The sequence below is a fragment of the Sphingobium boeckii genome (genome assembly GCF_014199215.1).
In the GTDB taxonomy this organism is placed as follows: domain Bacteria; phylum Pseudomonadota; class Alphaproteobacteria; order Sphingomonadales; family Sphingomonadaceae; genus Sphingobium_A; species Sphingobium_A boeckii.
Genome location: NZ_JACIJC010000003.1, coordinates 32,978 through 59,662, shown reverse-complemented (window position 1 = coordinate 59,662; position 26,685 = coordinate 32,978). Strand labels below are relative to the sequence as shown.

Here is a 26,685-nt window from a genome sequence, read left to right as displayed (position 1 = left end):
GGGCACGCCCTTTGCTTACATTCGAGTCAGTGAGCGAAGAGAGCATCTGGACCCGGCATTATAACCATCCTTGCCCATGGGATCAGCGCTTTGCGCCGCTGTCCCTGCCCGATATGCTCGAAGCCAGCGCCGCGCGCGATCCGAATGCGGTGCTGATCGATTTTCTGGGGCGGCATTATTCCTATGGCGAAACGCTGGACGGCGTGAACCGCGTCGCCTGCGGGCTCAAGGCGCTGGGGATCGCGCGCGGAGACCGGATCGGCCTCTTCCTCCCCAATGTGCCGCACTATGTCGCGGCTTATTATGGCGCGCTGAAGCTGGGCGCGACGGTCGTCAATTTCTCGCCGCTCTACACCGTGGACGAACTGGCGCATCAGGTGGCGGATTCGGGCACCAAATTGCTCTTCACGCTGTCAGCCACGGCCTTGCTGCCCACCGCGCTCAAGGTGCTGGAGGCCAGCAGCCTGGAACGGATCGTGGTCGGATCGGTCGCGGGCGCACTGCCCGTGGGCAAATCGCTCCTCTATCGCATGTTCAAGGGCAAGGAGGTCGCCGCGCGGCCGGATGATCCGCGGATCACCAGCTTTTCCGCGCTGATCGCCAACGATGGCCGCTGCGCCGCCGCGCCGATCGATCCGCTAAACGATGTGGCGCTGATCCAATATACCGGCGGCACCACGGGCACGCCCAAGGGCGCGATGCTGACGCACCAGAATCTCACCGCCAATGCCCGCCAGATCGACATGATCGATCCGCATCATGACGCGCCGGACCGCATCCTCGCGGTGTTGCCCTTCTTCCATGTGTTCGCCAACACCTGCGTGCTCAATCGCACGGTGCATCGCGGCGGCATGATCGCGATGCTGCCGCGCTTCGATGCGACGCAGGCGCTGGCGACGATCGGCCGCGTGAAGGCGACGGCTTTGCCCGGCGTGCCCACGATGTATCAGGCTTTGCTCGATCATCCGCAGATCGGCAAAACCGATTTTTCCAGCCTGCGCGTGTGCATTTCGGGCGGCGCGCCTTTGCCTGCCGAGGTGAAGGCGAAATTCGAGGCGGTGACGGGATCCAAGGTGGTGGAAGGCTATGGCCTCACCGAGAGCGCGGGCGTGGTCAGCACCAATCCCTATGAGGGGCTGAACAAGAGCGGCACGATCGGCCAGCCCATTCCGGGCACGCGCGTCAAGCTGGCGGATCGCGAGGATCCCACGCGCCCGCCGCCACCCGGCGAACCCGGCGAGATATTGTTCGCGGGGCCACAGGTGATGAAGGGCTATTGGCAGCGGCCCGATGCGGACGCGAAGGTGTTTGTGGGCGAGTGGCTGCGCACCGGCGATGTCGGCGTGATCGACGAAGATGGCTATATCCGCATCGTCGATCGGCTGAAGGACATGATCGCGGTCGGCGGGTTCAAGGTGTTTCCCAGCCAGATCGAAGCGGTGCTTTATCGTAATCCGGCGGTGAAGGAGGCGCTCGTGATCGGCGTGCCCGATGTCTATCACGGCGAAATGCCCAAGGCGTTCGTGACGCTCAATCCGGAGGTCGAGGCCGTGGATGGCGAGGCGCTGAAGGCCTGGCTCAATCCGCAGGTTGGCAAGCATGAGCGTGTCATCGCGGTGGAGGTGCGGCTGAATCTGCCCAAGACGCTGGTGGGGAAATTGAGCCGCAAGGAATTGGTGGCGGAGGAGCGGGCGAAGGCGGGCGGCTAATCGTGCGTCAGAGTAGCGGCGGCCACAGGCGCATCGCATGGATCACTGTCAATATCCATACGCTGTCATCGTCGATTTGATAGACGAGTCGATAGCTCCGATGCGGATTCAGTTCGCGCGTTCCTGGGATTTCGCCTGGATGGCCAAGCAGGGGATAATCCGCCAGTCGGGCCACTGCTTCGCTGAAAAGGCAATCGATCCGATCCGCCGCGTCGGGATTGCGCTCGTAAAGATAATTCCAGATATCGGCACGATCCTGGCGAGCGCCGGGCGTCCAGATGATTTTCATTCGGTCACGGCGGATTGCGAACGCTTTGCAGCGAACTCAGCCTCGATGTCCTCGTTGCTATAGCCATGCCCGGCACGCATCGAAACGCGCGCAGCTTGCACCTTTTTCTGCAGAAATGCGCTATGTTCCCGCTTCTCACGCTGACGCTCAACGAATTCCCGCATGAGTTCGCGAACAACTTGGGAGGCGGGGCGATGCAGCGCCTTCGTCTCGGCGATGAAATCCGCGCGAAGATCGGATTCGAGCTTCATGGTGAAAACAGCTTCCTTTGGCATAAGGTCTCCATCAATAATGACAACGTATATACGTTGTCATTACCTTGTGGCAATTGAAGAAATTCTAAATCAGGCAAAGTCGATATCAGGGGGCGGTGCAGCGCATCAATCCCCACCTTCGCTTGACCCGCGCGCGCTGCGCGGTCAAAACGCCAGCTTCATGGCTGACCAACCCGATTTCTCCACCCTTTCGTTCGAAGACGCGCTCAAGCGGCTGGAAACGATCGTCTCGCGGCTGGAAAGCGGCGAGGCGTCGCTCGACGACTCGATCACGCTCTATTCGGAGGGCGATCTGCTGCGCAAGCAATGCGAGACCCGTCTCGCCGATGCGCAGGCGCGGATCGAGAAGATCAGCCTGGGCGCGGATGGCCGCCCCGCGGGCGTGACCGCCTTCGATGCGGGCTGATAACGACGTGGCGGGGGCGTCACTGATCCTGAAACCGGCGCTTGACCGGATTTCGACCGAGATCGACCGGCAGTTCGATCTGCTGCTGAAGGTGCCAAAGGATCCGCGCGGGCCGCTGTATGAGGCGATGCGCCATGCCGCGATCGGCGGGGGCAAGAGGCTCCGGCCTTTGCTGACGGTGGCGACTGCCGAGCTCTTCAACGTGGACCGTGATCGCGCGCTGCGCGTGGCGACGGCGATCGAGTGCATCCATGTCTATTCGCTGATCCATGACGATCTGCCCGCCATGGACGATGACGATCTGCGCCGCGGCAAGCCCACGGTGCACAAGGCCTTTGACGAGGCGACCGCGATCCTCGCGGGGGATTCGCTCCATGCCATGGCGTTCGAGATATTGGCGGACGAGGCGACCAGCCCCGATCCGTTCGTGCGCGCCGAACTGATGCTGGAACTGGCACGGGCCAGCGGCCCCAGCGGCATGGCGGGCGGGCAGATGATGGATCTGGCCGCGGAACATCATGTGTTCGATCTGCCCACCGTGACGCGTCTGCAGCAATTGAAGACCGGTGCGCTCATCGCCGTCAGCGTGGAGGCGGGCGCGATCCTGGGCCGGATTCAGCCCGAGGGTCGTACTGCGCTGCGCGGCTATGCGCGCGATATCGGCCTGGCCTTCCAGATCGCCGACGACATTATCGACGAGGAAGGCGATGAGGTGCTGGCCGGCAAGGCGCTGCACAAGGATGCGAAAGCCGGCAAGGCCACTTTCGTCTCGTTGCTGGGCATCGAGCGTGCGCGCGATCAGGCCGCGGCGCTGGTGGAGCAGGCGGTCTCGCATCTCCATGGCTATGGCCGCGAGGCCGATGTGCTGCGTGCCGTGGCGCGCTATGTGATCGAAAGGGACCGGTAATGGGCAGGATCGGCGTCTATCCGGGGACATTCGATCCGGTGACTTTGGGGCATATGGATATCATCCGCCGCGGCGCGAAGCTGGTGGATCAATTGGTGATCGGCGTGACCACCAATCCGTCCAAATCGCCGATGTTCACGGTGGAAGAGCGGCTGGCGATGGTTCAGCGCGAGGTGGATTCGATCGGCGGCAATATCAGCGTGGTCTCGTTCGATCTGCTGCTGATGGATTTCGCCGAGCGTGAACATGCGTCGGTCATCATCCGCGGCCTGCGCGCGGTGGCGGATTTCGAATATGAATATCAGATGGCGGGGATGAACCAGCAGTTGAACGACCGGATCGAGACGGCCTTCCTGATGGCGGATGTCTCGCTCCAGCCGATCGCCTCCAAGCTGGTGAAGGAAATTGCGCTTTACGGCGGCAATATTTCGCGCTTCGTGCCGCCCGCCGTGGAGATCGAAGTCAAGGCGCGGGTCGAGCAGATCGGGCGCAAGGGAAGCTGATCGTTCAGCCGCCGCTCAGCAAAAGAGCTTATGCGGCACATAGATATTTTTGGATCAAGGACATGCGGGTGATCAAGCAAGTGAAGTTCATATGCGCGGCGGTGACCGGGCTCCTGATGGCCGGGGCGGCCGCGGCGCAGACGCCTGTGCCTGCGCCCGAGCCGGTGGACCCGAGCGACCCCGCCGGGATGAAGCTGCCCGCGCCCTCCAAGCCGATCGCCGAGGATCAGGAAAATCTGCTCAACCTCGATCTGTCGACCGGTGGGCGCGTCACCATCCAGCTTCGCCCCGATGTTGCGCCGCTGCACATCGCGCGGATCAAGACTCTGGTGCGCGAAGGCTTTTACAATGGCGTGACTTTCCACCGCGTGATCGATGGCTTCATGGCGCAGACGGGCGATCCCAAGGGCACGGGCGAGGGCGGTTCGAACCTGCCGGATCTGACCCAGGAGTTTAATCTGCTGCCGCATTTGCGCGGTGCGGTCTCCATGGCGCGGACCAACGATCCCAATTCCGCCAACAGCCAGTTTTTCATCATGTTCATGCCGCGCCCCTCGCTCGACCGGAAATATACCGTGTTCGGCCGCGTGGTTTCGGGGATGCAGTTTGTCGATGCGATTGAGCGCGGTGAACCGCCCGCCACGCCTTCGAAGGTCGTGAAGGCCTGGCTGCAGACCGATGGCGAGAATGCGGCATTGCTGCCCGCTGCGCCGCCCCCGCCGGTCGCAGTGCCCGTTGTGGAAGCCACGCCGGTTCCCGCCCCGGAGACCGCGACGCCGCAATAATGCGTGTCGATCTGTTCGATTTCGCGCTGCCGCCCGAGCGGATCGCGCTGCGCCCCGTCAGCCCGCGGGACAGCGCGCGGATGCTGGTGGCTGACGGATCGGGGTTGAGCGACCGGATCGTGCGCGATCTGCCTGCCATGCTGCGCGCGGGCGACATGCTGGTGTTCAACGATACGCGCGTGATCCCGGCCCAGCTCGAGGGACGGCGCGGCGATGCGAAGATCGGCGCGACGCTGCACAAGCGCGAGGGGCTGCGGCAATGGCGCGCCTTCATCCGCAATGCCAAGCGACTGAAGGATGGCGATAGCGTGGATTTCGGGCAGGGCGTGAGCGCTATCGCGCGGGACCGTGCGGTGGATGGCAGCTTTATCCTCGATTTCGCGGGCGAAGAGCCGGTGGAGGTGTTGCTGGAGCGCGCGGGCACGATGCCGCTGCCGCCCTATATCGCAGGCAAGCGTCCGACCGATGCGCGCGACCACGAAGATTATCAGACCATGTTCGCGCGGGAAAAAGGTGCTGTCGCCGCACCCACCGCCGCGCTGCATTTCACGCCGGCGTTGATGGCCGGGCTCGCGGCGGCAGGCGTCGAGACGGCGACGCTGACGCTGCATGTGGGGGCCGGCACGTTCCTGCCGGTGAAGGCGGACGATACCGACGATCACGCCATGCACGCCGAATGGGGCCGGATTGACGCCGATACGGCCGCACGGCTGAATGCGGTGCGCGCACGCGGCGGGCGGCTGATCGCGGTGGGAACCACCTCGCTCCGCCTGATCGAAAGTGCGGCGGGCGAGGATCATGTGGTGCGGCCGTTCGAGGGCGACACCGCGATCTTCATCACGCCAGGCTATAAATTTCGCGCGATCGACGGTCTGATGACGAATTTCCATCTCCCCAAATCCACCCTGTTCATGCTGGTGAGCGCGCTGATGGGGCGGGAGCGGATGCAGGCGGTCTATGCCCATGCGATCGCCGACGACTATCGCTTTTATTCCTATGGTGACGCGAGCCTGTTGCTGCCCTGAGAGGATTTTCGATGCGCAAGACCCTGATCTTCGCGAGCCTCATCGCCCTTGGCGCGCCCGCGATCGCCAAGAAGCCGCCCGTGCCGATGCTCAGCCAGGCGACGATTTCCGCCAGCCCCGTCTCCCAGATGATCGCGGGCTTCGATAGCGATGGCGACGCCGTGGTGAGCCAGGTGGAGTTCGACGCGGGTGTAGCGCGCAGTTTCGTCGATGGCGACGAGAATAAGGACGGCCGCATCACGCTGATCGAGCTTAGCCGTTGGGCTGCGAAATGGCTTGGCAATGCGGGCGCGCTGCCGGGCCAATATGATTTCGACCGCGATCTGGACGATGCGGTATCCAGGGCGGAATATGAGGCGGAATTCGCCAAGCGATTGGCCGGATTCGATATGAATAAGGACGGCGCACTGGCCCGCAGCGAGTTGATCTCGTTCAAGCCACAACCCCCGATCCCGATGCCGCCGGGCATGGGAATGCCGGGTGAGGCACCGCCAAAGCCGCCGCGTTAGTATCCACTCCCCTCCCGGAAGCCCGGGAGGGGAGAGAGCAACATGACAGCGCCCCGCCGCCCCGCTATAGGCGCGCGACCATGACAGAGCGTTTCACATTCTCCATCGCCGCGACCGACGGCAAGGCCCGCACGGGTGCCATCCGGATGCAGCGCGGCGAGATCCGTACCCCGGCGTTCATGCCCGTGGGCACCGCCGCCACGGTGAAGGCGATGAAGCCCGCCGATGTGCGGGCTGGCGGGGCGGATATTATTCTCGGCAACACCTATCATCTGATGCTGCGTCCGGGCGCGGAGCGGATGGCGAAGCTGGGCGGGTTGCATGGCTTCATGGGATGGGACCGGCCGATCCTGACCGATAGCGGCGGCTATCAGGTGATGAGCCTATCCGATCTGGCGAAGGTGACCGAAGAGGGTGTGAGCTTCAGGAGCCATCTGGACGGATCCAAGCACATGATCTCGCCCGAGCGATCGATGGAGATCCAGCGGCTGCTGGGTTCGGACATTGTGATGGCGTTCGACGAACTGGTGAAAACCACGTCTTCGCGCGATGATCAGGCGCGGGCGATGGAGCGCTCGATGCGCTGGGCGCGGCGCTCGCGCGAAGGGTTCGATGCGGGCGGCGATCATGCCGCGCGCGCGGCACTGTTCGGCATACAGCAGGGCGCGCTCGACGAATCGCTGCGCAAGGCTTCGGCGGATGCGCTGATCGATATTGGCTTCGACGGTTATGCGGTGGGCGGTCTCGCGGTGGGCGAGGGGCAGGAAGCGATGTTCGCCTGCCTCGATTATGCGCCGGGGCAATTGCCGGTGGACAAGCCGCGCTATTTGATGGGCGTCGGCAAGCCGACCGATATCGTGGGCGCTGTGGAGCGCGGGATCGACATGTTCGATTGCGTGCTGCCCACGCGCAGCGGGCGGACCGGCCAGGCCTTTACCTGGGATGGCCCGATCAACATCCGCAATGCGAAATTCGCAGAGGATCTGACCCCGCTCGATCCCGAGTCACCCACGGCATCCTGGTCGAAAGCCTATCTGCACCATCTGGTCCGCTCGGGCGAAATCCTGGGCGCGATGCTGATGACCGAACATAATCTGTGGTTTTACCAGCACCTGATGCACAATCTCCGCACCGCGATTGCGGAGGGGCGGCTGACGGCGTGGGCCGATGGGTTCAGGGTGCGTTATGGGGCGGCGCGCGCGGATTGAAGGGGCGTTGACTCGCCCGCGAGACTGATGGCGATCAGAAATGTGAGGATCATCATGGGATAGATGAAAAAGGCGATGCCATCGATCATCGAATAGAATAGCAGTGTGTTGATCGCCAAAAAGGCCGGAACGATGTGACTGCCTTGAGATTTTGCAGTGGCGAGGAGTTTCAGCCAGAGCGGAATGGCAAGAACGGCCACAAGCCCAAATCCGATGGCGCCCCATTGAAGCAATATTTGCAAAATCGCGTCATGGGGATGATGAAACATCGAATTCGCACCCGGAACCACCAAGATGAACTGACTCTCGCCCACGCCGAACCACGGGTGCTGAAAAAAGGTCTCGATCGATGATTTCCACAAGGCGAGCCGCCCGCTAGAGATGTCCGCACCCTCGACCGTCGCTGACGAAAAGATGCGAAAAACGCCGTAATTTCCATCCGGTGGAAGGTGGATAAGCGACAGCACCGCCCCAAGCACCAAGCCGAGACATAATGCAGTTAAAAATCGAGCGGTTCTAAGCTCTGGGAGCAGAACGGCCGTCAAGCCACAGGCTGCGATGAGAGCAATGACTGGTGCACGTGACCCAGCCCAGAAATTCAGCGCAAAGCATGTTGTGATCACCACGAGACCGGCCGTGTAGAAAAGTGGGCGGCGCTCATAGGCGATCAGACCCAGCGCTATGGCCGTGCCGGGAATGATATAGAAGCCGGTATGACGAATGTTGACAACGCCCAAGCCGAATTGCAGCCAGTCATAATGGAGCGGGTCACCAATCGAGGCCGTGTAGACGATCATCAACAGGCAATAAGCGAAGCTGGTGAGGGCCATGATGGCCCATAAGGCGCGTGGCTGAGCGAAGCGGTTGATTTTTGCCAGGAAGAAAATGCTCATGCCAAAGAGCAAGTGGCACGATGTGATCATGCCGCGAAGCACGGCGGTTGCCGGGTCAGGTGCCACGAACACCGCGGTTGCCGACGCAATCACGACGATTCCGCCGAGCGCGATCGCCTGCGAACGCGAGAAATCCGCGATCGTTGCAAATGGCCTGAAGCCGGCCGTCATGGCCAATCCGATCGCGAGCATTTCGATCAGCAGGACCGGCGGTGCGTAAAAGCGGATCCAGTAAAGCCAGATCGAATAATGATTATCCGGCGTCCAACTGACGGCGGCCATGATGGCGGGAGACGCAGCGACCAACATGATGGTCACCCATATGGCGTTCGATCTGGACGCGCCGGAATTGCGGGAGATACTCTGCGATGAAGCGTGTATTTTGGCGATATCGATATGCAGCACGCTGCTCGGCCCCCGCTTGGTGCGGCAAGGCTAACCCGGCCGCCAGAATATGCTTTCCGGCGTCTTTACCCTTGATATCCTAAATTTCCCTTATGCGGGCGTTCAATCGCCCAGCTTTACGCTCAGGAAGCTCGGCATCGGGCCGTTCCAGCCGTCATCCGGTTCGTTATCGTGCTGCGGCGTGGGGCGTGGGGCTGGGGCGGGGCGGGGATCGGCGCGCGGCGGCCTTGGTTCTTCAGGGGCAATCTTGGCCTCGGCCGGTGCGGCCTTGGGCGCCCTGCCGGGTTTTTCGGCCTTGGGACGCGGGGCGCGCTCCGCGCGTTCGGGCTTCTTTTCGCGCTCGGGCTTGGCTTCCGGCGTGGACTTGGCTTCCGGCGCTGGCTTGGTCTCCGCTTCGGCGCGCTTGGGCTTGCCGACGCGCTCGATCTTCATGCCGGTGAGCTTCTCGATATTTTCGATCGCTTCGGCGTCGGACGATGTGGCGAAGGTGTAAGCGATGCCGGTGGCGCCGCCACGACCGGTGCGGCCGATACGGTGGATATAATCGTCCGGATGCCAGGGCGCGTCATAGTTGAAGACGTGGCTCACCCCCTTCACGTCGAGGCCGCGCGCGGCGACGTCGGAGGCGACGAGGATGTTGATCGTGCCCGCCTTGAAGCGGTCGAGCTCGGCAATGCGGTCGCGCTGTTCCATGTCGCCATGGATTTCGCCGGCCGAAAAGCCGTCGCGCTTCAGGCTGGTGGCGAGTTCGCGCACCGTGGTCTTGCGATTGCAGAAGATGATCGCGGTGGAGACCGCCTCGGTGTGCAGCAGATCGCGCAGCGTCTCGCGCTTGCGGCGGCTGTCGCATTCGACCAGCCACTGCCTGATCTGGGTGTTCGCCGTGGCGGGACGGGAGACTTCGACCGATTTGGGATTGTCGAGAAATTTGTCAGCCAGCTTCTTGATCGGCGGCGGCATGGTCGCCGAGAACAGAAGCGTCTGGCGCTGCTTGGGCAGCTTGGAGCAGATTTCCTCGATGTCGGGGATAAAGCCCATATCGAGCATCCGATCCGCCTCGTCGATCACGAGCAGGTCGCAACCGGTGAGCAAGATCTTGCCGCGGCCGAACAGATCCATCAGGCGGCCGGGCGTGGCGATCAGGACATCGACGCCCTTTTCCAGCGCCTTTTGCTGATCGCCCATCGATACGCCGCCGATGAGCAACGCCATGGAGAGCTTGTGATTCTTGCCATATTTGTCAAAATTCTCGGCCACCTGCGCAGCGAGCTCGCGTGTCGGCTCAAGGATGAGCGAGCGCGGCATCCGGGCACGGCTGCGGCCTTCGCCCAGGATATCGATCATCGGCAGCACGAAGGCTGCGGTCTTGCCCGTGCCGGTCTGTGCGATGCCGATCAGATCCCGACCCATGAGAACGGACGGGATCGCCTGCTTCTGGATCGGGGTCGGCTCGGTATAGCCGGATTCCTCGACGGCACGCAGCAGGTCATCTGAAAGGCCGAGATCGGCAAAGCTCATCAAGTGGTTCCGGGTGATAAAGGGGCAGCCCTGCGGGTTGCCGGGTGTCGCTGCGGGTGGCTGAAACTGCCGCGAATGTCAAGTTTTTCAGCGTTCGGGGACCAAGGAGCGAAAGGCGGTGATCTCGCATTGGCCGCCCGAGCGCGAAAAGATCATGTCCCTGTCCGCGCAGATCTTTCCATCGGGATTGGGCTTGAGATAAAAGCCGGAATAGAAATCGAGCGCTGGGCAATCCGATTCCAGCTTGGCGCGCAGCCTGTCTCCGCTGCGCAAAACCAGATCGACGCTATTACGGTCATTCACCGAGGCCGTGGCGAGCGTGCTGACCGCGACGCAGCGCTTGGCCTTGCGCTCTTTCCACTTGATCGGCTTGATCTTGCGCGGGGCGGGGGCAAGGCGCGGTGCCAGGGTCTGCACCCGGATGATCACGCGTTCTCGGATCGTGACCTGCGCCAGTTCCAGCGATTCCGGGAAAGCGGACTCGGGAGTCGGGTCCGCAGGCTGCAGCGCAGCGCCGCTTCCCGCCAACAACAATGTGGCGAGCATGAACCCGCTCATGACCCCTTTTCCATCTGCCCGTTTAAGCGCCCCATGCTTGAACGGCGGATTAACTCCCCAGCCGCCGCATTTTTGTCTAGGGATTTCCCTCATGACTGCAATCGATCTTCCATCGCTGACCCGTTTCGCCGATCTGCTCGGCCCCAAGGGCTTCACCACCGATCCCGATGCGATGGCACCGTGGCTGAAGGATTGGCGCGGGCGCTATGAAGGCGCGGCAGCGGCACTGCTTTCGCCAGCGGATGCCGATCAGGTGGCGGCGGTCGTGCGGCTGGCCGGAGCGCTTGGCATCGCGCTGGTGCCTCAGGGTGGCAACACCTCGATGGTGGGCGGCGCGACCCCGCCTGCCACCGGGAATGCAATGATTCTCTCATTACGCAGGATGAATGCGATCCGGTCGATTGCGGCAGAGGATGGCGTCGTTGTGGCGGAAGCCGGCGTGATCCTCGCGCATCTGCACGATGCCGTGCTGGAGCATGGGATGCGCTTTCCGCTGACGCTCGGTGGCAAGGGATCCGCCACTGTCGGCGGGCTGGTTTCCACCAATGCCGGCGGCACGCAGGTGCTGCGTTTCGGGACGATGCGCGCGCTGACCCTGGGGATCGAGGCGGTGCTGCCCGATGGATCGCGCTTTGATGGGCTGAGCCCGCTCAAGAAGGACAATCGCGGCTATGATCTGAAACATCTTCTGATCGGCGCCGAGGGAACGCTGGGGATCATCACCGCCGCCAGCCTGAAGCTGGTGCCCGCCATCCTGGATCGCGCCGTGGGCTGGATCGGCGTGGAAACCCCGCATCAGGCACTGGCCTTGCTGCGCTTCATGGAGGCGCGCGCCGCCGATGCGCAGGAGGGGTTCGAGATCGTACCGGCGGATTCGCTCGCGCTGGTGCTCAAGCATATTCCGGGCACGCGCGCGCCGCTGCAGGGCACGCATCCTTGGCATGTGCTGGTGGAGATGGTGCGCAGCGATGCGCGCGCCGAGGCGTCGGGCGCTGTGCTCGAACAGATTCTGGGCGACGCGCTGACCGCAGGGCTATGCCGCGACGCCACGATCGCAGCGAGCGAGGCGCAGGCCGAGGCCTTTTGGAAGCTGCGCGATTCGCTGTCCGAAGCCGAGCGCGCCAGTGGTCCGGCGGTTCAGCATGATATCTCCGTGCCGGTGTCCGGAATGCCCGATTTCATGATTTCGGCGGCGCGCGATGTGGAAGCGCGCTTTGTCGGAACGCGGGCCAGCGCATTCGGGCATCTGGGGGATGGCAATGTGCATTTCCATGTCCGCGCGCCCGAGGATGCGGCCCTGGACTGGGCGAAAACGGCCGGGAAAGCGGTGAGCGCTTATGTCCATGATCTGGTCGTTGCGGCGGGGGGATCGATCTCGGCCGAACATGGCATCGGCCAGATGAAATTAGAGGAGAATGCACGGCTTTCCGATCCAGCGCGGTTGATGGCGCTCAGCGCGATCAAGGCCGCGTTCGACCCCAAGGGGCTGATGAACCCCGGAAAGCTGGTCCTGCCAGGCGGTCTGGCTCAGGAGAGCCTTGCAACGCGCGCGCCTGCGCCATAAACGGCGCGGCAACGGTATTTTTCAATCGGGCCTTGGAAACGGCCCGTCCCACGATTTCCAGGAGACATGTCAATGGCCAGCGCGCCGCAGCAATCCAATCTGCCGATCCTTTACAACGATCTGATTCCGCTTTCGAGCGTCGATCACAAGGATTGGAAGGCCCGCACTGTCGAAGCCGCGCCCTGGCTGGTCAATACCCATGCCGTGCCCATCACCAGCGACGAATTTCCGCTGGCGCAGCGCTTTTTCCCGATCGTGTTTTCGGCCGGCCCCGATCCCGTGCCTCTGGCGCTGATGGGCCTGAACGAAGGCGTGAACGTCTATGTCGATGAAGCAGGCAAGCTGATCAACCAGACCTATGTGCCCGCTTATGTGCGCCGCTATCCCTTCATGCTGGCGCGCCTGCGCCCGGATAATGACGAGCTTTCGCTGTGCTTCGATCCCGGCGCCAATGTGATCGGCCCCGATTTCGACGATGGCCGCGCGCTGTTCGAAGACGACAAGCCCTCTGAAGTGGTAACCGGTATTCTCGGATTCTGCGAGCAATGGGAACAGAGCTGGCAGCGCACGCAGGCGTTCATGAAGGAAATTACCGACGCCAAGCTGCTGATCGATGGCGAAGTCTCGATCCAGCCCGAAGGCGCGGACAAGCCCTTCATCTATCGCGGTTTCCAGATGGTGTCCGAAGACAAGTTGCGCGAATTGCGCGGCGATCAGACACGCAAGCTGGTGCAGAACGGCATATTGCCGCTGCTTTATGCGCATCTGTTTTCGCTCAATCTGATGAGCGACGTGTTCAACAAGCAGTTCGCCGCAGGCAAGGTAATGCCCAACGAATCGATCTGATTGCCCGCTTCAACGCTGCCGGCATGATGTCGGCAGTGTTGATCGAGCGTATCGATCATGGAAACTTTGAATATCGATCAACGATTGGTCCGTTTCGCCTTGAAACGGTAATACACTCAGCCTATCTTGTTTGGTGAGACGGTGATTGTGTTTCCCCCTTTCACAATCCCTGATCGGCACACCTTCGGGTGTGTTCCTCCCTGAACCTTGGCCACCCCGCCTTCTTTTGAAAGCGGGGTGGCTTTTTATTCAGCGGCGATCGCGGTGTCGCGTCCCGCGATATCGGCGCACAGCGACTCGGCGATGCGAGTTATCAGCCGATCCAGCCCCCCGATATCGGGCCGAAGCGTGCTCATGTCCGGCTGCAGATACAGCGCACGATCAAATTCGATCTGGATGGCATGGATCCCCCGCGCAGGCTGGCCGTGCGTGGACAGGATATGCCCCCCCGCATAGGGCACGTTCATCGCAACGCTGAAACCGCGCGCTTTCGTCAAGGCGTGCACCAGGCCCGAATGTCGCGAACCGGCGCTACGCCCGAACAGATCGCCGATCACGATCCCCGCCCCGCTGGCGACGGGCGGCATCGAATGGATATCGAGCAGGATCGCGAGGCCGAAACGATCGCGTGTCGCCTTGAGCATCTCCGAAAGCCGGCGGTGATAGGGCCGATGATCTATTTCGATCCGTGCTTCGAGGCAGGCAGCGGGCACGCGCCGGCTGAGAATATCGCCGCTGCCGCGTAAGCGACGCGGCATCAGGCCCAATCCGCCGGTGACTTTCGAGGACCGGATCAGGCCATCGCCCGAGGGGCGCGGATCGATCATCTCGGGATCGATCTCGCGCTCGTGTCGATTAAGGTCGATCCAGGCGCGCGCACGCTGCGCGACGATCGCGCTATAGCCGCGCGCGATGGCGTGTGCAGCGATGCGGTCTGCATGGCGATCCTCCAGCAATTCAAGCTGCTTGGGCGTGATCCGGCTCGCGCGCAGCAGCGGTTCCGGATAATCGCGCCCGGCATGGGGCACGGACAGAATTACGGGTCGATCGGGGAGGGCGGGGCCATGAATAACAAAGGGCGGGATAGGGGCTTCGGACACGCGAAAACGCTAGTCCAGCAATTCATCGGACACAATCGCGTCTGCGCTGGAAAATATTAAGGCATGGGCGCATAAGGGTAGCTCTGTAAGGGATCGCAGCGGCGGTTCCGCGCCAGTTTTTCAAGCCCGGCTCGTGGGGCCGGATATTTTTTGGGGATGACGATGATCCGGGTGCTGCTCGCCGAAGACGATGCGGTGATGCGCGAATATCTCGCGCGCGCTCTGGAAAAGGCGGGCTATGACGTGCGCTCGGTCGATCGCGGAACCGCGGCGATCCCGCTGCTCGAATCGGAGCGCTTCGATCTGCTGCTCACCGATATCGTGATGCCCGAGATGGACGGGATCGAGCTGGCGCAGAAGGCGGCGGTGATGGCACCCGAGATGCAGGTGATGTTCATCACCGGTTTTGCCGCGGTCACGCTGAAGGCGGGCGAAGCGATGCCCCAGGCCAAGGTTCTCTCCAAGCCGTTTCACCTGCGCGATCTGGTGAATGAAGTGGATCGCATGTTCGAAAAGAGCAGCGCGACCGAGCGAAGCTGATTATTCGGTGCAGCGGGGTTGCGCCGGGCGGAATGCCTCGTTAGAGACCCCGCTTCGTGTGGGCGTATAGCTCAGTGGTAGAGCACTGTGTTGACATCGCAGGGGTCGCAAGTTCAATCCTTGCTACGCCCACCATTTTCCCCCTTAATCAGCGATGTCGGCACGCCGAAACCGGCGCAGCAGCGCGTGGATCGGCCGCCTGGGCTTGGGAATGCCCTGCCCGGTGACATCCAACAGATATTGCGCCAGCAGCAACGCCTGATTGCGGGTCATCACCAGATCGTGGCTCACCAACTGGTCGTTTTCAAGCGCGATGTTGGAGCGCGTGCTCTGGATGCGCAGATGGATGCCGTTGGGCATGGCATTGTGCGTCCAGCCGACCAGCGCATGAAATTGATAGGCCTCAACCGGCCTGTCGGGATGAGCGCGGGGTCCAGCGGCCATGGCGCATACCTCTCGTTACCGCAGGGCAGCACAGCCCGGCCTGCTGACATGGTTAACAAGACTCACTGACTTCTTCATTTCGCCTGCGCGGTCAAGCGGCGCGCGCCAATTCGCCTGCTTCCGACTATGGTTTAAGCCAAAAGCGGATCACCATCGCGACCGCGCCGACCACGGCGATGCTTCCCAGCCAGATCAGCGCCATCCAGCCGAGCCGTCGCCATAACGGGGCAAGGAGGGGGACAGGGGCGGGGGGCGGGGCTTCAGCCATGATCAGTGATAGCCGTCATGGCCCACCTTCCCGCGGAAGACCCAATAGGAAAAGCCCGTGTAGATCAGGATGATCGGCACCATGATCCCAGCGCCGATCAACATGAAGACCTGGCTGCGTTCCGGCGCTGCGGCATCCCAGATGGTGATCTGATCGGGCACGACATAAGGAAACATGCTGATGCCGAGGCCGGCGAAACAGAGCAGGAAGATGAAGAGCGCGATCAGGAACGGCGCGCGTTCATGCCTGAGCTTCAGCGCGCGCCAGAAGAGGAACGACGCCAGGGAGACCAGCAAGGGCACCTGCGCGCTCAGCAGCACCCAGGGCATGGCGAACCAGCGCTGGAAATAGGTGGCGTCCAGAAAGGGCGTGGCGAGGCTCACAGCGACGATTGCCGCCAGGGTGGCGGGGCCGATGATCCGCGCCAGCCTCCAGGCATGATCCTGCGGCGCGCCTTCGGTTTTCCAGATCAGCCAGGTCGCCCCGAGCAGCGCGTAGGCGATCACGGTGCTGATGCCGGTCAGGATCGTGAACGGGGTCAGCCAATCGAGCCAGCCCCCGCCATAGGCACGGCCGGACACCGCGATCCCCTGCAGCAGTGCGCCGAGCGCAATGCCTTGGGTGAAGGCGGCCATGAAGGAGCCGCCGGTAAAGGCCAGATCCCAGAAGGCGCGATGCTTGGGATCGCGCCAGCGGAATTCAAAGGCGACGCCGCGGAAGATCAAAGCGAGCAGCATGGCGATGATCGGCGGATAGAGCGCGGGCAACACGATCGCATAGGCCAGGGGAAAGGCCGCCATCAGCCCGCCGCCGCCCAGCACCAGCCAAGTCTCATTGCCATCCCACACCGGCGCGATCGCGTTCATCGCGGTATCGCGCTCCTCGCCCACGCCAAAGGCCGGGAAGAGGATGCCGATGCCCAGATCGAAACCGTCCATCACGACATAAGCGAAGACCGCAAAGGCGATGATGAACGCCCAGATGGTGGCGAGATCGAAATTGATGGTCATGACGCTGCCCCGATCCCATTTGTCATACTCGCGAATGCGGGGACCCCGCTTTTATTTGAGGCGTCCGAAAGAGGAAGAAGCGGGGTCCCCGCATTCGCGAGGATGATGGTAGAGCGTATATTCATCGTCCGCCCTCCACGGCCTGCGCGGGCGTGATCCCGGCGGTGCGGATCGGGGCGTCACTGATATCTTCCTCGCCACTGTGCGGCGATTTGCCCATGAGTTTGAGGATATACCAGGTGCCGAAACCGAATACGGCGAAATAGACCAGCACAAACGCGACCAGAGACGCGCCGACCGCGGGCGCGGCGAGGGGAGACGCCGAATCTGCGGTGCGCAACAGGCCATAGATGGTGAAGGGCTGGCGGCCGACCTCCGTCGTGACCCAGCCCGCGATCACAGCCACGAAGCCCGCCGGCCCCATCACCAAAGCGAAACGGTGCAGCAGCGGCCAGTCATAGAGGCGATGGCGCACACGCGCGAACAGGCTGAACAGGCCGAGGCCGAGCATCAGCATCCCGAGCCCGACCATGATCCGGAACGACCAGAACACCACGCCCACAGGCGGCTGGCGGTCCGCAGGGATCGTGTCGAGCCCGGCGAGCGGCGCATCGGGATCGTGCTTGAGGATCAGCGAAGAGGCCTTGGGAATCTGGATCGCATAATCGACGCGCTTTTCCGCGCTGTTGGGGATGCCGAACAGGATCAGCGGCGCGCCATCGGGATGGCTGTCATAATGGCCCTCCATCGCCATCACCTTGGCCGGCTGGTGCTCGAGCGTGTTCAAACCGTGCATATCGCCGACGAAGATCTGCACCGGCGCGACAAGCGCGGCCATCCACATCGCCATGGAAAACATTTTGCGCGCATGAAGGTTTTTGCGATCCTTCAGCAGATGCCAGGCACCGACCGCACCCACCACTAGCGCTGTCGTCAGATAGGCGGCGATCACGGTGTGCACCAGGCGATAAGGGAAGCTGGGATTGAAAACGATCGCCCACCAACTCGGACCCGGCACGAACTGGCCCGCCGCGTTGATCTCATAGCCCGTTGGTGTCTGCATCCAGCTATTCACCGAAAGGATCCAGAAAGCGGAGATGAACGTGCCGATCGCGACCATCAGCGTGGCGGTATAATGCAGCCTTGGCCCGACCTTCTTCATGCCGAACAGCATCACGCCGAGAAACCCGGCCTCAAGGAAGAAGGCGGTGAGCACTTCATAAGCCATCAGCGGCCCGATCACCGGGCCGGCCTTGTCCGAAAAGACCGACCAGTTGGTGCCGAATTGATACGACATCACGATGCCCGAGACGACGCCCATCGCAAAGGCGATCGCGAAGATCTTCAGCCAATATTTGAAGAGATCGAGATAGAGCGGTTTGCCCGTCTTGAGCCACAGCCCTTCGAGCACCGCGAGATAGCTCGCCAGGCCGATCGAGAAGGACGGGAAGATGAAATGAAAGCTGACGGTGAAGGCGAACTGGATGCGGGCGAGGAGCAGCGCATCGGCATTGTCGAACATCGAACCATCCCCAGGAAAGGACGGTCCCCGGTCAGATCGGGGATCGGAAAGCCAGCGGCCTTCGCTTGGAGGCCATGCGCTTTTGGTTCGCGCTGTTCAAGATCAAAAACGGGCCGCGAGCCCGGTTCGGGCTGCATGTCTCAACGCTACAGATGCAATATTTGCATCTATGTTTCAGGCGCGAAGGCCAAGCCCGCGAGGGTTCAGGCCGCGAGTTCCTTCAACGGCACATTCGTGTCCGCCAGGCGAGCCTTGTCGGGGCTCAATCCTTCCGTCACCAACTTGCGCCCCTGGACATAATCCTTGGTGGCGTTGACGCAATCGAGCGCGATCACCTTGCCGCCCTTCAGATAGATAACCGAAAAGGAGCGGTTGGCGGTGTCGCCGCGCACCACGAGATCGTCGTGATCGGTCGAGAGGCCCACGGTCTGCAGTTTCAGATCATATTGATTGGACCAGAACCACGGCACCGCATGATAGGGATGGGCCTCGCCGGCAATCGCCTTGGCGACGACCGCTGCCTGGTCATTGGCATTCTGCACCGATTCCAGCCGGATGCGCTGCCCGCCGCAAAAACCGTTTTCATGCGCGGCGCAATCGCCGATCGCATAGATGTCGGGCAGCGAGGTGCGGCACAATTGATCGACATCCACGCCATTGCCGCCCGTGGCACCCGCCGCGATCAGCGGGCCGACCGCCGGGATGATGCCGATGCCGACGATCACCATCTCAGCCGGCAATATCTCACCATCCGCCATACGCACGCCTGTCACCTGCCCGTTTGCGCCGACGAAGCAATCGAGCTTGGCCTCCAGCCGCACGTCCACGCCATGCGCGCGATGCTCGGCTTCGTAGAAGCGCGACAGCGGCTCGCCGGCGACGCGCGCGAGCACGCGGGGCAAAGCCTCCAACACGGTGACCTGCTTGCCGAATTTGCTGAGCACCGCCGCGGCCTCGAGCCCGATATAGCCGCCGCCGACCACCACGACATGGGTGGTGCCGTCCAGCGCCTCCATCATCGCATCGGCGTCTGCGCGGGTGCGCACCACATGCACACCTTTCAGATCGCTGCCTTCCACCGGCACCATCCGCGGGCTGCCGCCGGTCGCCCAGATCAGATGCCCATAGCCGATCGTTTCGTCGCCCGCGATCGTGACGGTCTTGGCTACGGGATCGACGGCGGTCACGCGTTTGCCCGTCAGCATGGGGATAGCGCGCTCGCTCCAGAAACTGGCCGGGCGGATCAGGATCCGCTCGAAGCTCTTGTCGCCGGCGAGATATTCCTTGGAGAGGGGCGGGCGCTCATAAGGAATCTCAGGCTCGTCGCCCACGACGGCGATCGTGCCTTCAAAACCCTGCTGCCGCAAAACAAGAGCCGCCTGCGCCCCCCCATGACCGGCACCGACAATCAGGACATCGTAATGGGACATGGGGGCTCCGCGACAGTTTCAGTAACGCAGCGCTTAGCGGGTCGGCGGAATGTTTTCGACCGATTTTTCAGGAGATCATCGCGGCGGCAAATGGCAGGCTCAAACATTCAGCCCTTATTTTTCGCAGAAATTTCGCGCAATTCCACTGCTCTTTCCTGAATTTCCGATCCTGATTTCGCAAATAGCTGAATGACATCGCGCTCATCGACCGGGCGGATATCGGATTCCCCACGGGCGCAAGAGGGCGATCCGTCCAAATTCTGACCTTGCAAAGATTGCGGGCACCGCAAAAGGACGCCGCGATCGCCGGGAATGACGCTGCATCGACGTCGCTATCAGCCAGAATCGCGATCCCTTCCGCATTTTGAAACAGGATTTCGACCTGCCCTGCGCCGGGATCTGCTGCATCCGTGCTGTTTGGTTTCGCCATAGCCACAAGATGCGCATCCGCCGCCAAGGGCGCGCCAGCGCGATGCGCCTCCGAAATTTCCGCGATCTTCTCCTCCAGCGGTTCCACGCTCAGCGCCTTGCCCGCAAAGGCGCGCGGGGTGCCCCACCAGCCTTTCCAGCGGAAGAAGATGTGCGTTTCCACCGCCGCGATCTTGTCGAGCGATCCGCTCCAATAAGGCGTGACCCAGTCGGTATGATAATGGGTGGCGTGGCCCACGGGGGCGAAGACTGCGCCGGCGAGTGCGGCCGCCGCGGTGTTCCGGGCGGCATCCCATAAGGCGGGTGCAGGCGGACGAGCCAGCGCGCCGTCGCAGGTGAAGGTGAATTGGCAGCCGGTTGCGCGCTCGGCCCCCTGGAAAACGACGCCGCACACCGTCTTGGGAAAGGCGGGGTGGCGCAAGCGGTTGAGGATGACCTGCGCCACCGCCCGCCGGCCTTTGGAATCCGCCCCGGCCTCAAAATAGGCGGCGGCGGCGAGGCAATCGGTGGCGCGCGGCAGATCGGCCGGCGCTCCGGTAAAAAGGAATGGGGCTGCGGCGGGATTGGGCTCGGTGGAAAACGGGATCGCGGCATTGATCTGAAGCGCCGTTTCGGGGCTGACCGGTTTGAACTTGAGCGGCTCTACCACGGGCGGCCCGGTGACCCGCGGGGCGGACAGCGGCATGGCCATTTCCTGCGGCTCGGGCGCGGACAAGGGCGGTGGCGCGATCGACGCCCAGACCGACACCGCCGCCACGACAGCAACGATCAACGCGGCCGCGAGTCCAAGACGGATGCGCGTGCGCTCTAACATGACCATCCGGCGCGTGCGTTCATCGGAACTCCCTTGAATCACTGTGCATACGCAGCATCGGGAAAAGCGTTCCCCGCTCCAGCAATGCCTTTGCCGTGCCGTGGTGTTTCAGAGCCGAATGAAGGGACAGCAAGCGTTGCGTGGCAGTGCCCCCCAAGCCTCTTTCCATCCGGCGCTTTTTGCGCACGGAAGCGGGGCTTCTCCGCAGCCCATGCTTGTATTCGCATCTGCAACATGAAACATGCGGCTATGATCTTGAGGGGCGGTGCCATCCTGAATTCTGAACCAGGTCGCCGACAGCGGCAGAGACGATTGCCGGGATGAAGCGCGATCCGTTCGAAGCGCCCAGCGCCGCATTGCGCGGGCGCGTGGCGCGCGGGATCGCCGTATCGGGATTGGCGCAGATCGTGCGCGTCCTAGCCCAAATCTGCTCGGTGATCCTGCTGGCACGTCTGCTGCCGCCCGCGCAATTCGGGCTGGCGGCGATGGCGGCCCCGGTGCTCGCGATCGCCGTGATGTTTCAGGAATTCGGCATTTCCCAGGCGATCGTCCAGAAACCGCATCTGAACGCGCGCGAGGCGAGCATGTTGTTCTGGATCGGCTTCGGGCTGAGCGTCGCACTCGCGATCGCATTGCTGCTGATCGCGCCCCTCGTCGGCACATTCTACCGCGAGCCCGATGTGGCGCATCTGACCGCGGCCATGGCGCTCACGCTGGCAGTCTATGGGGCCGGGGCGCAGCATATCGCGCTGCTCAATCGCGGGATGCGGTTCGAAATCCTGGCGTCGCTGGACGCGGCCGGGGCGGTGCTCGGTCTGGTCGCGGCGCTGATCTGGGCGTGGTTCGATCCGACCTTCTGGGCGCTTTATGCGGGCAGCCTGATCACGGCCCTGGTGCCGGCGCTGGGCGCATGGGTGTTCGTCGGATGGCTGCCGGCATGGCCCAGGCGTCAATCCGGCGCGGGCGGGGCGATCAAATTCGGTGCGGGCGTGACGGGATCGAATATCGCGCTCTTCTTTTCGCGCAATATGGACAATGTTCTGATCGGACGGCGCTGGGGCGAAGTGCCGCTGGGCCTGTATGATCGCGCGTATAAATTGATGCTGATGCCGCTGCAGCAGGTGAATGCGCCGCTGGCCCGTGTGATGCTGCCCACGCTGGCGCGGATGCTCGACGAACCCAACCGCTATCGCCATGCCTATCTGCGCACCGTCAACCAGCTCCTGCTCGTACTCTTTCCCGGCATTGCGTTCATGACCGCGACGTCGGATCTGATCGTGCCCTTCCTGCTGGGGGACAATTGGATCGAGGCCGCGCCGATCTTCGCATTTCTGGGTCTGGCGGGGCTGGTTCAATCCTTGAACAACACCTGCGCCTGGCTGTTTCTGAGCCAGGCGCGTACTTGGGAATTGATGCGCTGGGGCATATTCAACGCCGTGTTCTGCGTTATCGGCTTCGTGATCGGCCTGCCTTATGGCCCGGTCGGCGTGGCGGCGGTGTTCGCGATCGGCGAATATATCCGCACGCCCTTGCTCTGGGGCTATGCCACCCGCACTGGCCCCTTGCGCTGGCGCGACGCTTTCGGACTTGCCGTGCCGCATCTTCTGGGCGCGTTCGCCGCGCTGGGGCTGGTGCGGCTGATCAGCCACGGGATCACGGCCAAGCCGCTGGTGATCTTCGCGATCACGCTGCCGGTTTCCTATATCGTGTCCTATGCGGTGGTCGCGGCCTTCCCCCAGGGCAGGGTGGCTTTGCGCGAGGCGCTGACGCTGCTCGGGCAGGCCGGCCGCAAGGTCGCGCGACGGCGCTAAGCGGGCGTGCGGACCAGCAGGTGCATCTCGACCAGTTCGATCACGGGCACCTCCCAGGGATGGAGCGCCATGATCCGGTCCAGCGCGTCAGCGAGCTGCGGCTCGGGCGCACCCGCCGCAATATAGGTGGTGAGTATGACGGTCGGGGATATGGCCGGCGCATCGGCCGTGCCTTTCGCAGGGCGAGCCTCCGGCAAGGGCGTGAAGCATTCCCAGCCCGGCGTGATTTCGACCACGCCCTGATACAGCGTGAAATCCCCCAGAGGATTGTCGTCCTCGATGATGCGCAACATGCCGGCCAGCAGCGGATCGGCGCGCATCACATTCATGTCCCCGTCGAGCAAGGCCTGCAAGGTCGCTGCGTCAACCGGGCAATGGATACGCAGCGCCCGAGCCGGCCGCATTGAATGAATGTTCTGCATGGCGCATCTCGCTCCGGTTTCGACGGCGGACGCTACGCGATGCGCGGCAATGCGGGCAAGCGCGCGATCAGGGCCCGAAGGCGGCGCGGAAGGCGGCTGCGCTTTTGGGCGCATTGCCGCCCGAAATCTCCGCATTGTAATCAGTGGCGGGATAATCCCAATAGCCGGTGAAGGCGACGTTGTTGGCCGCGATCCATTCCGCCATATGCGTGATGAAGATGGGATCATCGCCCATGCCCTGCCCGTTGGACGAGGAGCCCGTGCCCCATTCGGGCAAAGCCACCGGCTTGCCATGCTGGGCGGCAAAGGTGCGCAACCAGCCCAGACTGTAAGGCTGGACGACATGATTGCGCCAGCGCACCTCGGGATCGGCCTTGTCTTCCGGACGCCATGACTGATTGTAGAGATCGAGCGCGATCACATCCACCGCCTCGTCGCCCGGATAGACCAGATCGGGCGCGATCTGCTGCTTGCCGCGCGCGGGATTCCACACGATCTTGAACTTCGCGCCCGGCGTATTGCGGAAGATACCGGCGATGCGCTTGAAATAGGCCTTGAAGGCTGGTGGATCCTTGGCTGCGGCCCAGGGATACCAGCTCCCGTTAAACTCCCAGCCGATGCGCAGATAGGCGTCTTCCCGGCCTGCGGCGACAAGGATGCGGGCGAATTCCTCAAAATGCCTGTCGTAAGCGCCGGCAGCGCCCTCCGCCAGCGTGGTGCCTTGGTCGAGCAGCATGGGGACGGATTGGGCGATCCGGTAATCCTTGCCCTTCCAGCAATTCATGCTCCACCGCACCGATCCCAACATGCCGGGCCAGGTGTCGCGCTGAGCGAAGGCGACCACGCCTTGGGGTTCGCGGCCCAGCATCGTGATAAACGCCGGCAGTTTGTCGCGTCCGGTGCACCCTCCGCCCCGATAGACGAACAGATCGGCGGTGGGGCGGGGGGGCTCGTTGACCTGCGCTTGCGCTTGGGGTGCTTGTCCGCACCCCGCAAAACCCGCACAAATCAGGGCTGCCGCGCAGGCGAACAGAGGGTTTCGATACCGCATGATGGTCCTTTCGGCGCAGGAGCGCTTGGCCGGGGGCAACTCGACAATTTGTGCACCGCAATATAGCAATGTCGAGGGCAGAACGGCGAACCGTGGCGAGGCAAGGATGAGCGAAACCAAAGTGACCGAACGCGACCTCAGAATCGATTTTCTTAGGGGTTTCTTCATTGTTAGCCTGTCGGCCACGCATTATACGTGGTTTGCTTCGGTGGCCGGCTATGGCTCGATCGCGCGTTTCTATGACATGCAGCCATTCGGCTTTTCCAGCCCGGCCGAATTCTTCGTTTTCTTTTCGGGCTATGTCCTCACGCTGGTGCTGGGGCGCAATTATGACAAGGTGGGGTTCTGGCTCACCCAGGCGCGCACGCTGGATCGCGCGTGGAGCCTCTATGTGCTGAACGTGTTCACGCTGGCGATCATCGCCGGCAGCGCGGCCTTCCTGTTCGCCAATGCGCCGGGTTTGGCGGCGGTCAGCAAGACGGACCGATTTCTGGCGGACCCGGCGGGCTTCCTGTTCCAGTTTCTGACCTTCCAGACCAATTTCGCCTTTTTCGAGATTTTGCGGAATTATATCTTCTTCATTCCGCTGGTCGCGATCTTCCTGAAGCTGTCACGCATTCATGCGGCGCTCCCGCTGGGGATCAGCTTTGCGGTCTGGGCGGTGTATCAACTCGGGCTGATCCCCGGCTTTCATTATGTGACGTTCAACCCGCTGGGCTGGCAGTTCCTGTTTTTCCTCGGCGGTGGCGTGGCGCTGATCAAGCCGTTGACCCAATGGACGTTTCCGCGACGCGGGTTGCAGATCGCAGCCTGCCTTGGGCTCATCGCATTGGCCTTCGCATTCAAGATGCTCGTCTTTCCGGGCATTCAGGCAGAAAGCATTCCCCATGCGCAAAAGGTGAGCGTCGGCCCGTTGCGCGTGCTGCATTTCCTGCTGATCCTGTGGACCGCGATGCTGATCACGCCCGCGTCCAATGTTCTGCGCCGCAGTCGCATCGTGATGTCCGTGGTGGCCGTGGGGCAAAATTCGCTGGAATGTTTCTGTCTGACCAACATCCTGGTCTATTTCGGCGCGCATCTGCTGTCGGAGGATCCGGCGTCAGTGCCGCGCTATTTCGCGATCCTGCTGGGTGTTGTCACGCTGGTGCTGCTCGGCGGGCGGATGTTCGGCTGGTTCAAAAGCGCGCCGTGGGTGAAGCGTGCGAAAGCCGCTGCATGATCAGAGGGCGGTCTGGGGCTTTTTGGACCAGATACACAGCATCGCCATCAGCACGAGAAGGGGCGTGAACAACAGGCTCCCGCCGCCAAGCTGAAACTGGACAATGGCCAGAACGGGAATGAGTGCCATTTCGCGTCGCCAGATCGCGCTGATCAGGAAAGTCCAGAACAGGCCAAGGCCGATCAGGCCATAATCGAAATAGAGTTTGAGCGAGGGATTGCTGCTGCCCGGCACGAAGCCGTCCGCCCGCTCCAGCGCGCCCGGTCCCCAGCCGATCAGCCCGCGCATTTCGCTGCCATAACGCCCGATCAGATCGAATTGCGCGAAATAACGGCTGTAGCCGCTGGAGCGGTTGGAATTCACTTCGTCTGCGCGACCGGCAAAGGCGTCGATCTGATCAGGCATCACATAGGATGCCGCGAATGCCAGAGCCGCGCCCGCCACGATCGCGCCCGTCACGCGGCCCAGATAGCGCCAGTCGATCATGGCATAGACGACCATCCCCACGCTCAGGACCAGAAATCCGGTGCCCGAATTGGTGAGGAGATAGGCGATCCCGTAAAGCGGCAGATAGAGTTTGCGGCGAAACAGGAAGAAATCAATGGCGATGGCAAGCGCCAGGAGCTGGGAGAAGATGCTGGGTTCGACCAGGAAAAATCCGTTCGATCGCATCAGGGTGGAGCCGTAGGAAACGATGGGCGCATAGTTGAACATGCGCTCCACCAGCACGGGCTCCAGAAACGGAAAGGAGACCATGAACGAGAAAAGCTTCACGCCCACGAATTGCGCGAGATATTGAATGATGCCGAGCACGGCGCAGAGCCGGGCATAGAAGAGGAAAGCGGGCAGCACCTGCGATCGATCGAACCGGCGGCTGGGTCCGATGGTCAGCAGCGTGTAGCTGATCAAGATCGCCATCAGCGATGTGAGGCTTACGCCGAACCGCGCATCGGGAATGAGCAGCGCGACGAGCGTGCAGAACAGACCCCATGCGGCGAAGGTCACATAAAGCAGCCCGACGCGCGGCCGCAATTCGCCATAGCCGGAGAGGTAGGCCCAGAAGATCATCGCTGCGAATGCGGGCAGGCTGAGGAAGATCGCGCTGTCCCCCAGGATCAGGCCAAAGCGCTGCAGGCAGATCGCCGTGATGAAGGCGGCGTGGATGAACAGGCGGCTGGCCTGCGCATCTGCCGATATCGCATTCGGTTCCATGGCGTGTCCGCCC

The 26,685-nt window shown here is 62.6% G+C and carries 28 protein-coding genes and 1 tRNA gene; 14 read left to right on the top strand and 15 right to left on the bottom strand.

The genetic code is table 11. The features are described from left to right. Window positions 1-113: 113 nt before the first annotated feature. The gene (locus FHS49_RS08910) at window positions 114-1,709 is read left to right on the top strand and encodes an AMP-binding protein (protein ID WP_184018547.1); all 1,596 of its coding nucleotides are present in this window, start codon (window positions 114-116) and stop codon (window positions 1,707-1,709) included. Window positions 1,710-1,716: 7 nt separating this feature from the next. Here FHS49_RS08910 and FHS49_RS08905 read toward each other — a convergent pair whose 3' ends face one another. Beyond that, the gene (locus tag FHS49_RS08905; protein ID WP_184017592.1) at window positions 1,717-1,998 is read right to left on the bottom strand and encodes a type II toxin-antitoxin system RelE/ParE family toxin; all 282 of its coding nucleotides are present in this window, start codon (window positions 1,996-1,998) and stop codon (window positions 1,717-1,719) included. Then, window positions 1,995-2,249 carry an antitoxin of toxin-antitoxin stability system gene (locus FHS49_RS08900; RefSeq protein WP_246350526.1) on the bottom strand — a complete coding sequence of 85 codons (255 nt, stop codon included), beginning with the start codon at window positions 2,247-2,249 and terminating at the stop codon, window positions 1,995-1,997. Before FHS49_RS08900 ends, FHS49_RS08905 begins: the two co-directional genes overlap by 4 nt. Window positions 2,250-2,433: 184 nt before the next feature. On the opposite strand from FHS49_RS08900, the gene FHS49_RS08895 reads away from it, so the two are divergent. The 7 genes from FHS49_RS08895 (at window position 2,434) to tgt (ending at window position 7,616) form a co-directional block, all read left to right on the top strand. Beyond that, entirely contained in the window at window positions 2,434-2,679 is a 246-nt protein-coding gene (locus tag FHS49_RS08895; protein WP_184017588.1) for an exodeoxyribonuclease VII small subunit, read from the top strand. Beyond that, window positions 2,669-3,586 carry a polyprenyl synthetase family protein gene (locus FHS49_RS08890; RefSeq protein WP_184017587.1) on the top strand — a complete coding sequence of 306 codons (918 nt, stop codon included), beginning with the start codon at window positions 2,669-2,671 and terminating at the stop codon, window positions 3,584-3,586. Before FHS49_RS08895 ends, FHS49_RS08890 begins: the two co-directional genes overlap by 11 nt. After that, window positions 3,586-4,089, top strand: coding sequence for a pantetheine-phosphate adenylyltransferase (coaD, locus tag FHS49_RS08885; RefSeq protein ID WP_184017585.1), 504 nt, complete (start codon window positions 3,586-3,588; stop codon window positions 4,087-4,089). Before FHS49_RS08890 ends, coaD begins: the two co-directional genes overlap by 1 nt. A 62-nt stretch (window positions 4,090-4,151) precedes the next feature. Further along, on the top strand, window positions 4,152-4,874 hold the full coding sequence (locus tag FHS49_RS08880; RefSeq protein WP_246350525.1) for a peptidylprolyl isomerase: 723 nt from the start codon (window positions 4,152-4,154) through the stop codon (window positions 4,872-4,874). Continuing rightward, window positions 4,874-5,899 carry a tRNA preQ1(34) S-adenosylmethionine ribosyltransferase-isomerase QueA gene (gene queA, locus FHS49_RS08875; RefSeq protein ID WP_184017583.1) on the top strand — a complete coding sequence of 342 codons (1,026 nt, stop codon included), beginning with the start codon at window positions 4,874-4,876 and terminating at the stop codon, window positions 5,897-5,899. The genes FHS49_RS08880 and queA overlap by 1 nt, the downstream gene beginning before the upstream one ends. A gap of 11 nt (window positions 5,900-5,910) precedes the next feature. Then, window positions 5,911-6,408: an EF-hand domain-containing protein gene (locus tag FHS49_RS08870; protein ID WP_184017581.1), complete on the top strand. Its 498-nt coding sequence runs from the start codon at window positions 5,911-5,913 to the stop codon at window positions 6,406-6,408. An 80-nt stretch (window positions 6,409-6,488) separates the two neighbouring features. After that, window positions 6,489-7,616 carry a tRNA guanosine(34) transglycosylase Tgt gene (gene tgt, locus FHS49_RS08865; protein WP_184017578.1) on the top strand — a complete coding sequence of 376 codons (1,128 nt, stop codon included), beginning with the start codon at window positions 6,489-6,491 and terminating at the stop codon, window positions 7,614-7,616. Here the strand turns inward: tgt and FHS49_RS08860 are convergent. The 3 genes from FHS49_RS08860 to FHS49_RS08850 all read right to left on the bottom strand — a co-directional run bounded on the left by FHS49_RS08860 (window position 7,592) and on the right by FHS49_RS08850 (window position 10,990). Further along, window positions 7,592-8,914, bottom strand: coding sequence for an O-antigen ligase family protein (locus FHS49_RS08860; protein WP_184017576.1), 1,323 nt, complete (start codon window positions 8,912-8,914; stop codon window positions 7,592-7,594). The two genes, tgt and FHS49_RS08860, sit on opposite strands and share 25 nt — an antisense overlap. A 102-nt stretch (window positions 8,915-9,016) precedes the next feature. Beyond that, window positions 9,017-10,432: a DEAD/DEAH box helicase gene (locus FHS49_RS08855; protein WP_184017574.1), complete on the bottom strand. Its 1,416-nt coding sequence runs from the start codon at window positions 10,430-10,432 to the stop codon at window positions 9,017-9,019. A gap of 87 nt (window positions 10,433-10,519) precedes the next feature. Then, complete coding sequence (locus FHS49_RS08850; protein WP_184017572.1) at window positions 10,520-10,990, bottom strand: hypothetical protein; 471 nt, start codon at window positions 10,988-10,990, stop codon at window positions 10,520-10,522. A gap of 91 nt (window positions 10,991-11,081) precedes the next feature. On the opposite strand from FHS49_RS08850, the gene FHS49_RS08845 reads away from it, so the two are divergent. Both FHS49_RS08845 and FHS49_RS08840 read left to right on the top strand, forming a co-directional pair. Further along, on the top strand, window positions 11,082-12,554 hold the full coding sequence (locus tag FHS49_RS08845) for an FAD-binding oxidoreductase (protein ID WP_184017570.1): 1,473 nt from the start codon (window positions 11,082-11,084) through the stop codon (window positions 12,552-12,554). A gap of 72 nt (window positions 12,555-12,626) precedes the next feature. Further along, window positions 12,627-13,400: a SapC family protein gene (locus FHS49_RS08840; protein ID WP_184017568.1), complete on the top strand. Its 774-nt coding sequence runs from the start codon at window positions 12,627-12,629 to the stop codon at window positions 13,398-13,400. A gap of 245 nt (window positions 13,401-13,645) precedes the next feature. On the opposite strand, the gene FHS49_RS08835 is transcribed toward FHS49_RS08840, so the two are convergent. Continuing rightward, on the bottom strand, window positions 13,646-14,500 hold the full coding sequence (locus FHS49_RS08835) for an N-formylglutamate amidohydrolase (protein WP_343052941.1): 855 nt from the start codon (window positions 14,498-14,500) through the stop codon (window positions 13,646-13,648). A 162-nt stretch (window positions 14,501-14,662) separates the two neighbouring features. Between FHS49_RS08835 and cpdR the strand changes: the two genes are divergently transcribed. Together cpdR and FHS49_RS08825 are read left to right on the top strand one after the other, a co-directional pair. Next, window positions 14,663-15,040, top strand: a complete 378-nt coding sequence (cpdR, locus tag FHS49_RS08830) for a cell cycle two-component system response regulator CpdR (RefSeq protein WP_184018541.1) — start codon at window positions 14,663-14,665, stop codon at window positions 15,038-15,040. Window positions 15,041-15,100: 60 nt separating this feature from the next. Next, window positions 15,101-15,175: transfer RNA gene (locus FHS49_RS08825), tRNA-Val, on the top strand. Window positions 15,176-15,184: 9 nt separating this feature from the next. On the opposite strand, the gene FHS49_RS08820 is transcribed toward FHS49_RS08825, so the two are convergent. From FHS49_RS08820 to FHS49_RS08795, 6 genes are all read right to left on the bottom strand, one after another. After that, window positions 15,185-15,484: a hypothetical protein gene (locus FHS49_RS08820; protein ID WP_184017566.1), complete on the bottom strand. Its 300-nt coding sequence runs from the start codon at window positions 15,482-15,484 to the stop codon at window positions 15,185-15,187. A 124-nt stretch (window positions 15,485-15,608) separates the two neighbouring features. Further along, the gene (locus FHS49_RS08815) at window positions 15,609-15,752 is read right to left on the bottom strand and encodes a DUF2474 family protein (RefSeq protein WP_184017564.1); all 144 of its coding nucleotides are present in this window, start codon (window positions 15,750-15,752) and stop codon (window positions 15,609-15,611) included. Between the two features lie 2 nt (window positions 15,753-15,754). Further along, complete coding sequence (gene cydB, locus FHS49_RS08810; protein WP_184017562.1) at window positions 15,755-16,762, bottom strand: cytochrome d ubiquinol oxidase subunit II; 1,008 nt, start codon at window positions 16,760-16,762, stop codon at window positions 15,755-15,757. Window positions 16,763-16,883: 121 nt separating this feature from the next. Next, window positions 16,884-18,284, bottom strand: coding sequence for a cytochrome ubiquinol oxidase subunit I (locus FHS49_RS08805; RefSeq protein WP_184017560.1), 1,401 nt, complete (start codon window positions 18,282-18,284; stop codon window positions 16,884-16,886). Window positions 18,285-18,487: 203 nt separating this feature from the next. After that, window positions 18,488-19,714, bottom strand: a complete 1,227-nt coding sequence (locus tag FHS49_RS08800; protein WP_184017558.1) for an NAD(P)/FAD-dependent oxidoreductase — start codon at window positions 19,712-19,714, stop codon at window positions 18,488-18,490. A gap of 67 nt (window positions 19,715-19,781) precedes the next feature. Continuing rightward, the gene (locus FHS49_RS08795; protein WP_184017556.1) at window positions 19,782-20,915 is read right to left on the bottom strand and encodes a cell wall hydrolase; all 1,134 of its coding nucleotides are present in this window, start codon (window positions 20,913-20,915) and stop codon (window positions 19,782-19,784) included. 362 nt (window positions 20,916-21,277) lie between these two features. On the opposite strand from FHS49_RS08795, the gene FHS49_RS08790 reads away from it, so the two are divergent. Then, window positions 21,278-22,768, top strand: a complete 1,491-nt coding sequence (locus FHS49_RS08790) for a lipopolysaccharide biosynthesis protein (RefSeq protein ID WP_221240453.1) — start codon at window positions 21,278-21,280, stop codon at window positions 22,766-22,768. Here FHS49_RS08790 and FHS49_RS08785 read toward each other — a convergent pair. Then, a complete protein-coding gene (locus FHS49_RS08785) occupies window positions 22,765-23,172 on the bottom strand; it encodes a hypothetical protein (protein ID WP_246350523.1) in 408 nt (135 codons plus the stop codon). The genes FHS49_RS08790 and FHS49_RS08785 overlap by 4 nt on opposite strands. An 85-nt stretch (window positions 23,173-23,257) precedes the next feature. Further along, complete coding sequence (locus FHS49_RS08780; protein WP_184017552.1) at window positions 23,258-24,241, bottom strand: glycoside hydrolase family 26 protein; 984 nt, start codon at window positions 24,239-24,241, stop codon at window positions 23,258-23,260. A 106-nt stretch (window positions 24,242-24,347) separates the two neighbouring features. Here FHS49_RS08780 and opgC point away from each other — a divergent pair, with 106 nt between their 5' ends. Further along, window positions 24,348-25,460 (top strand): OpgC domain-containing protein, encoded by a 1,113-nt coding sequence (gene opgC / locus FHS49_RS08775; protein ID WP_184017550.1) that lies wholly within the window; start codon window positions 24,348-24,350, stop codon window positions 25,458-25,460. Here opgC and FHS49_RS08770 read toward each other — a convergent pair whose 3' ends face one another. Beyond that, window positions 25,461-26,672, bottom strand: a complete 1,212-nt coding sequence (locus FHS49_RS08770; RefSeq protein WP_184017548.1) for a hypothetical protein — start codon at window positions 26,670-26,672, stop codon at window positions 25,461-25,463. It abuts the gene before it with no gap. Between the last annotated feature and the right edge of the window lie 13 nt (window positions 26,673-26,685).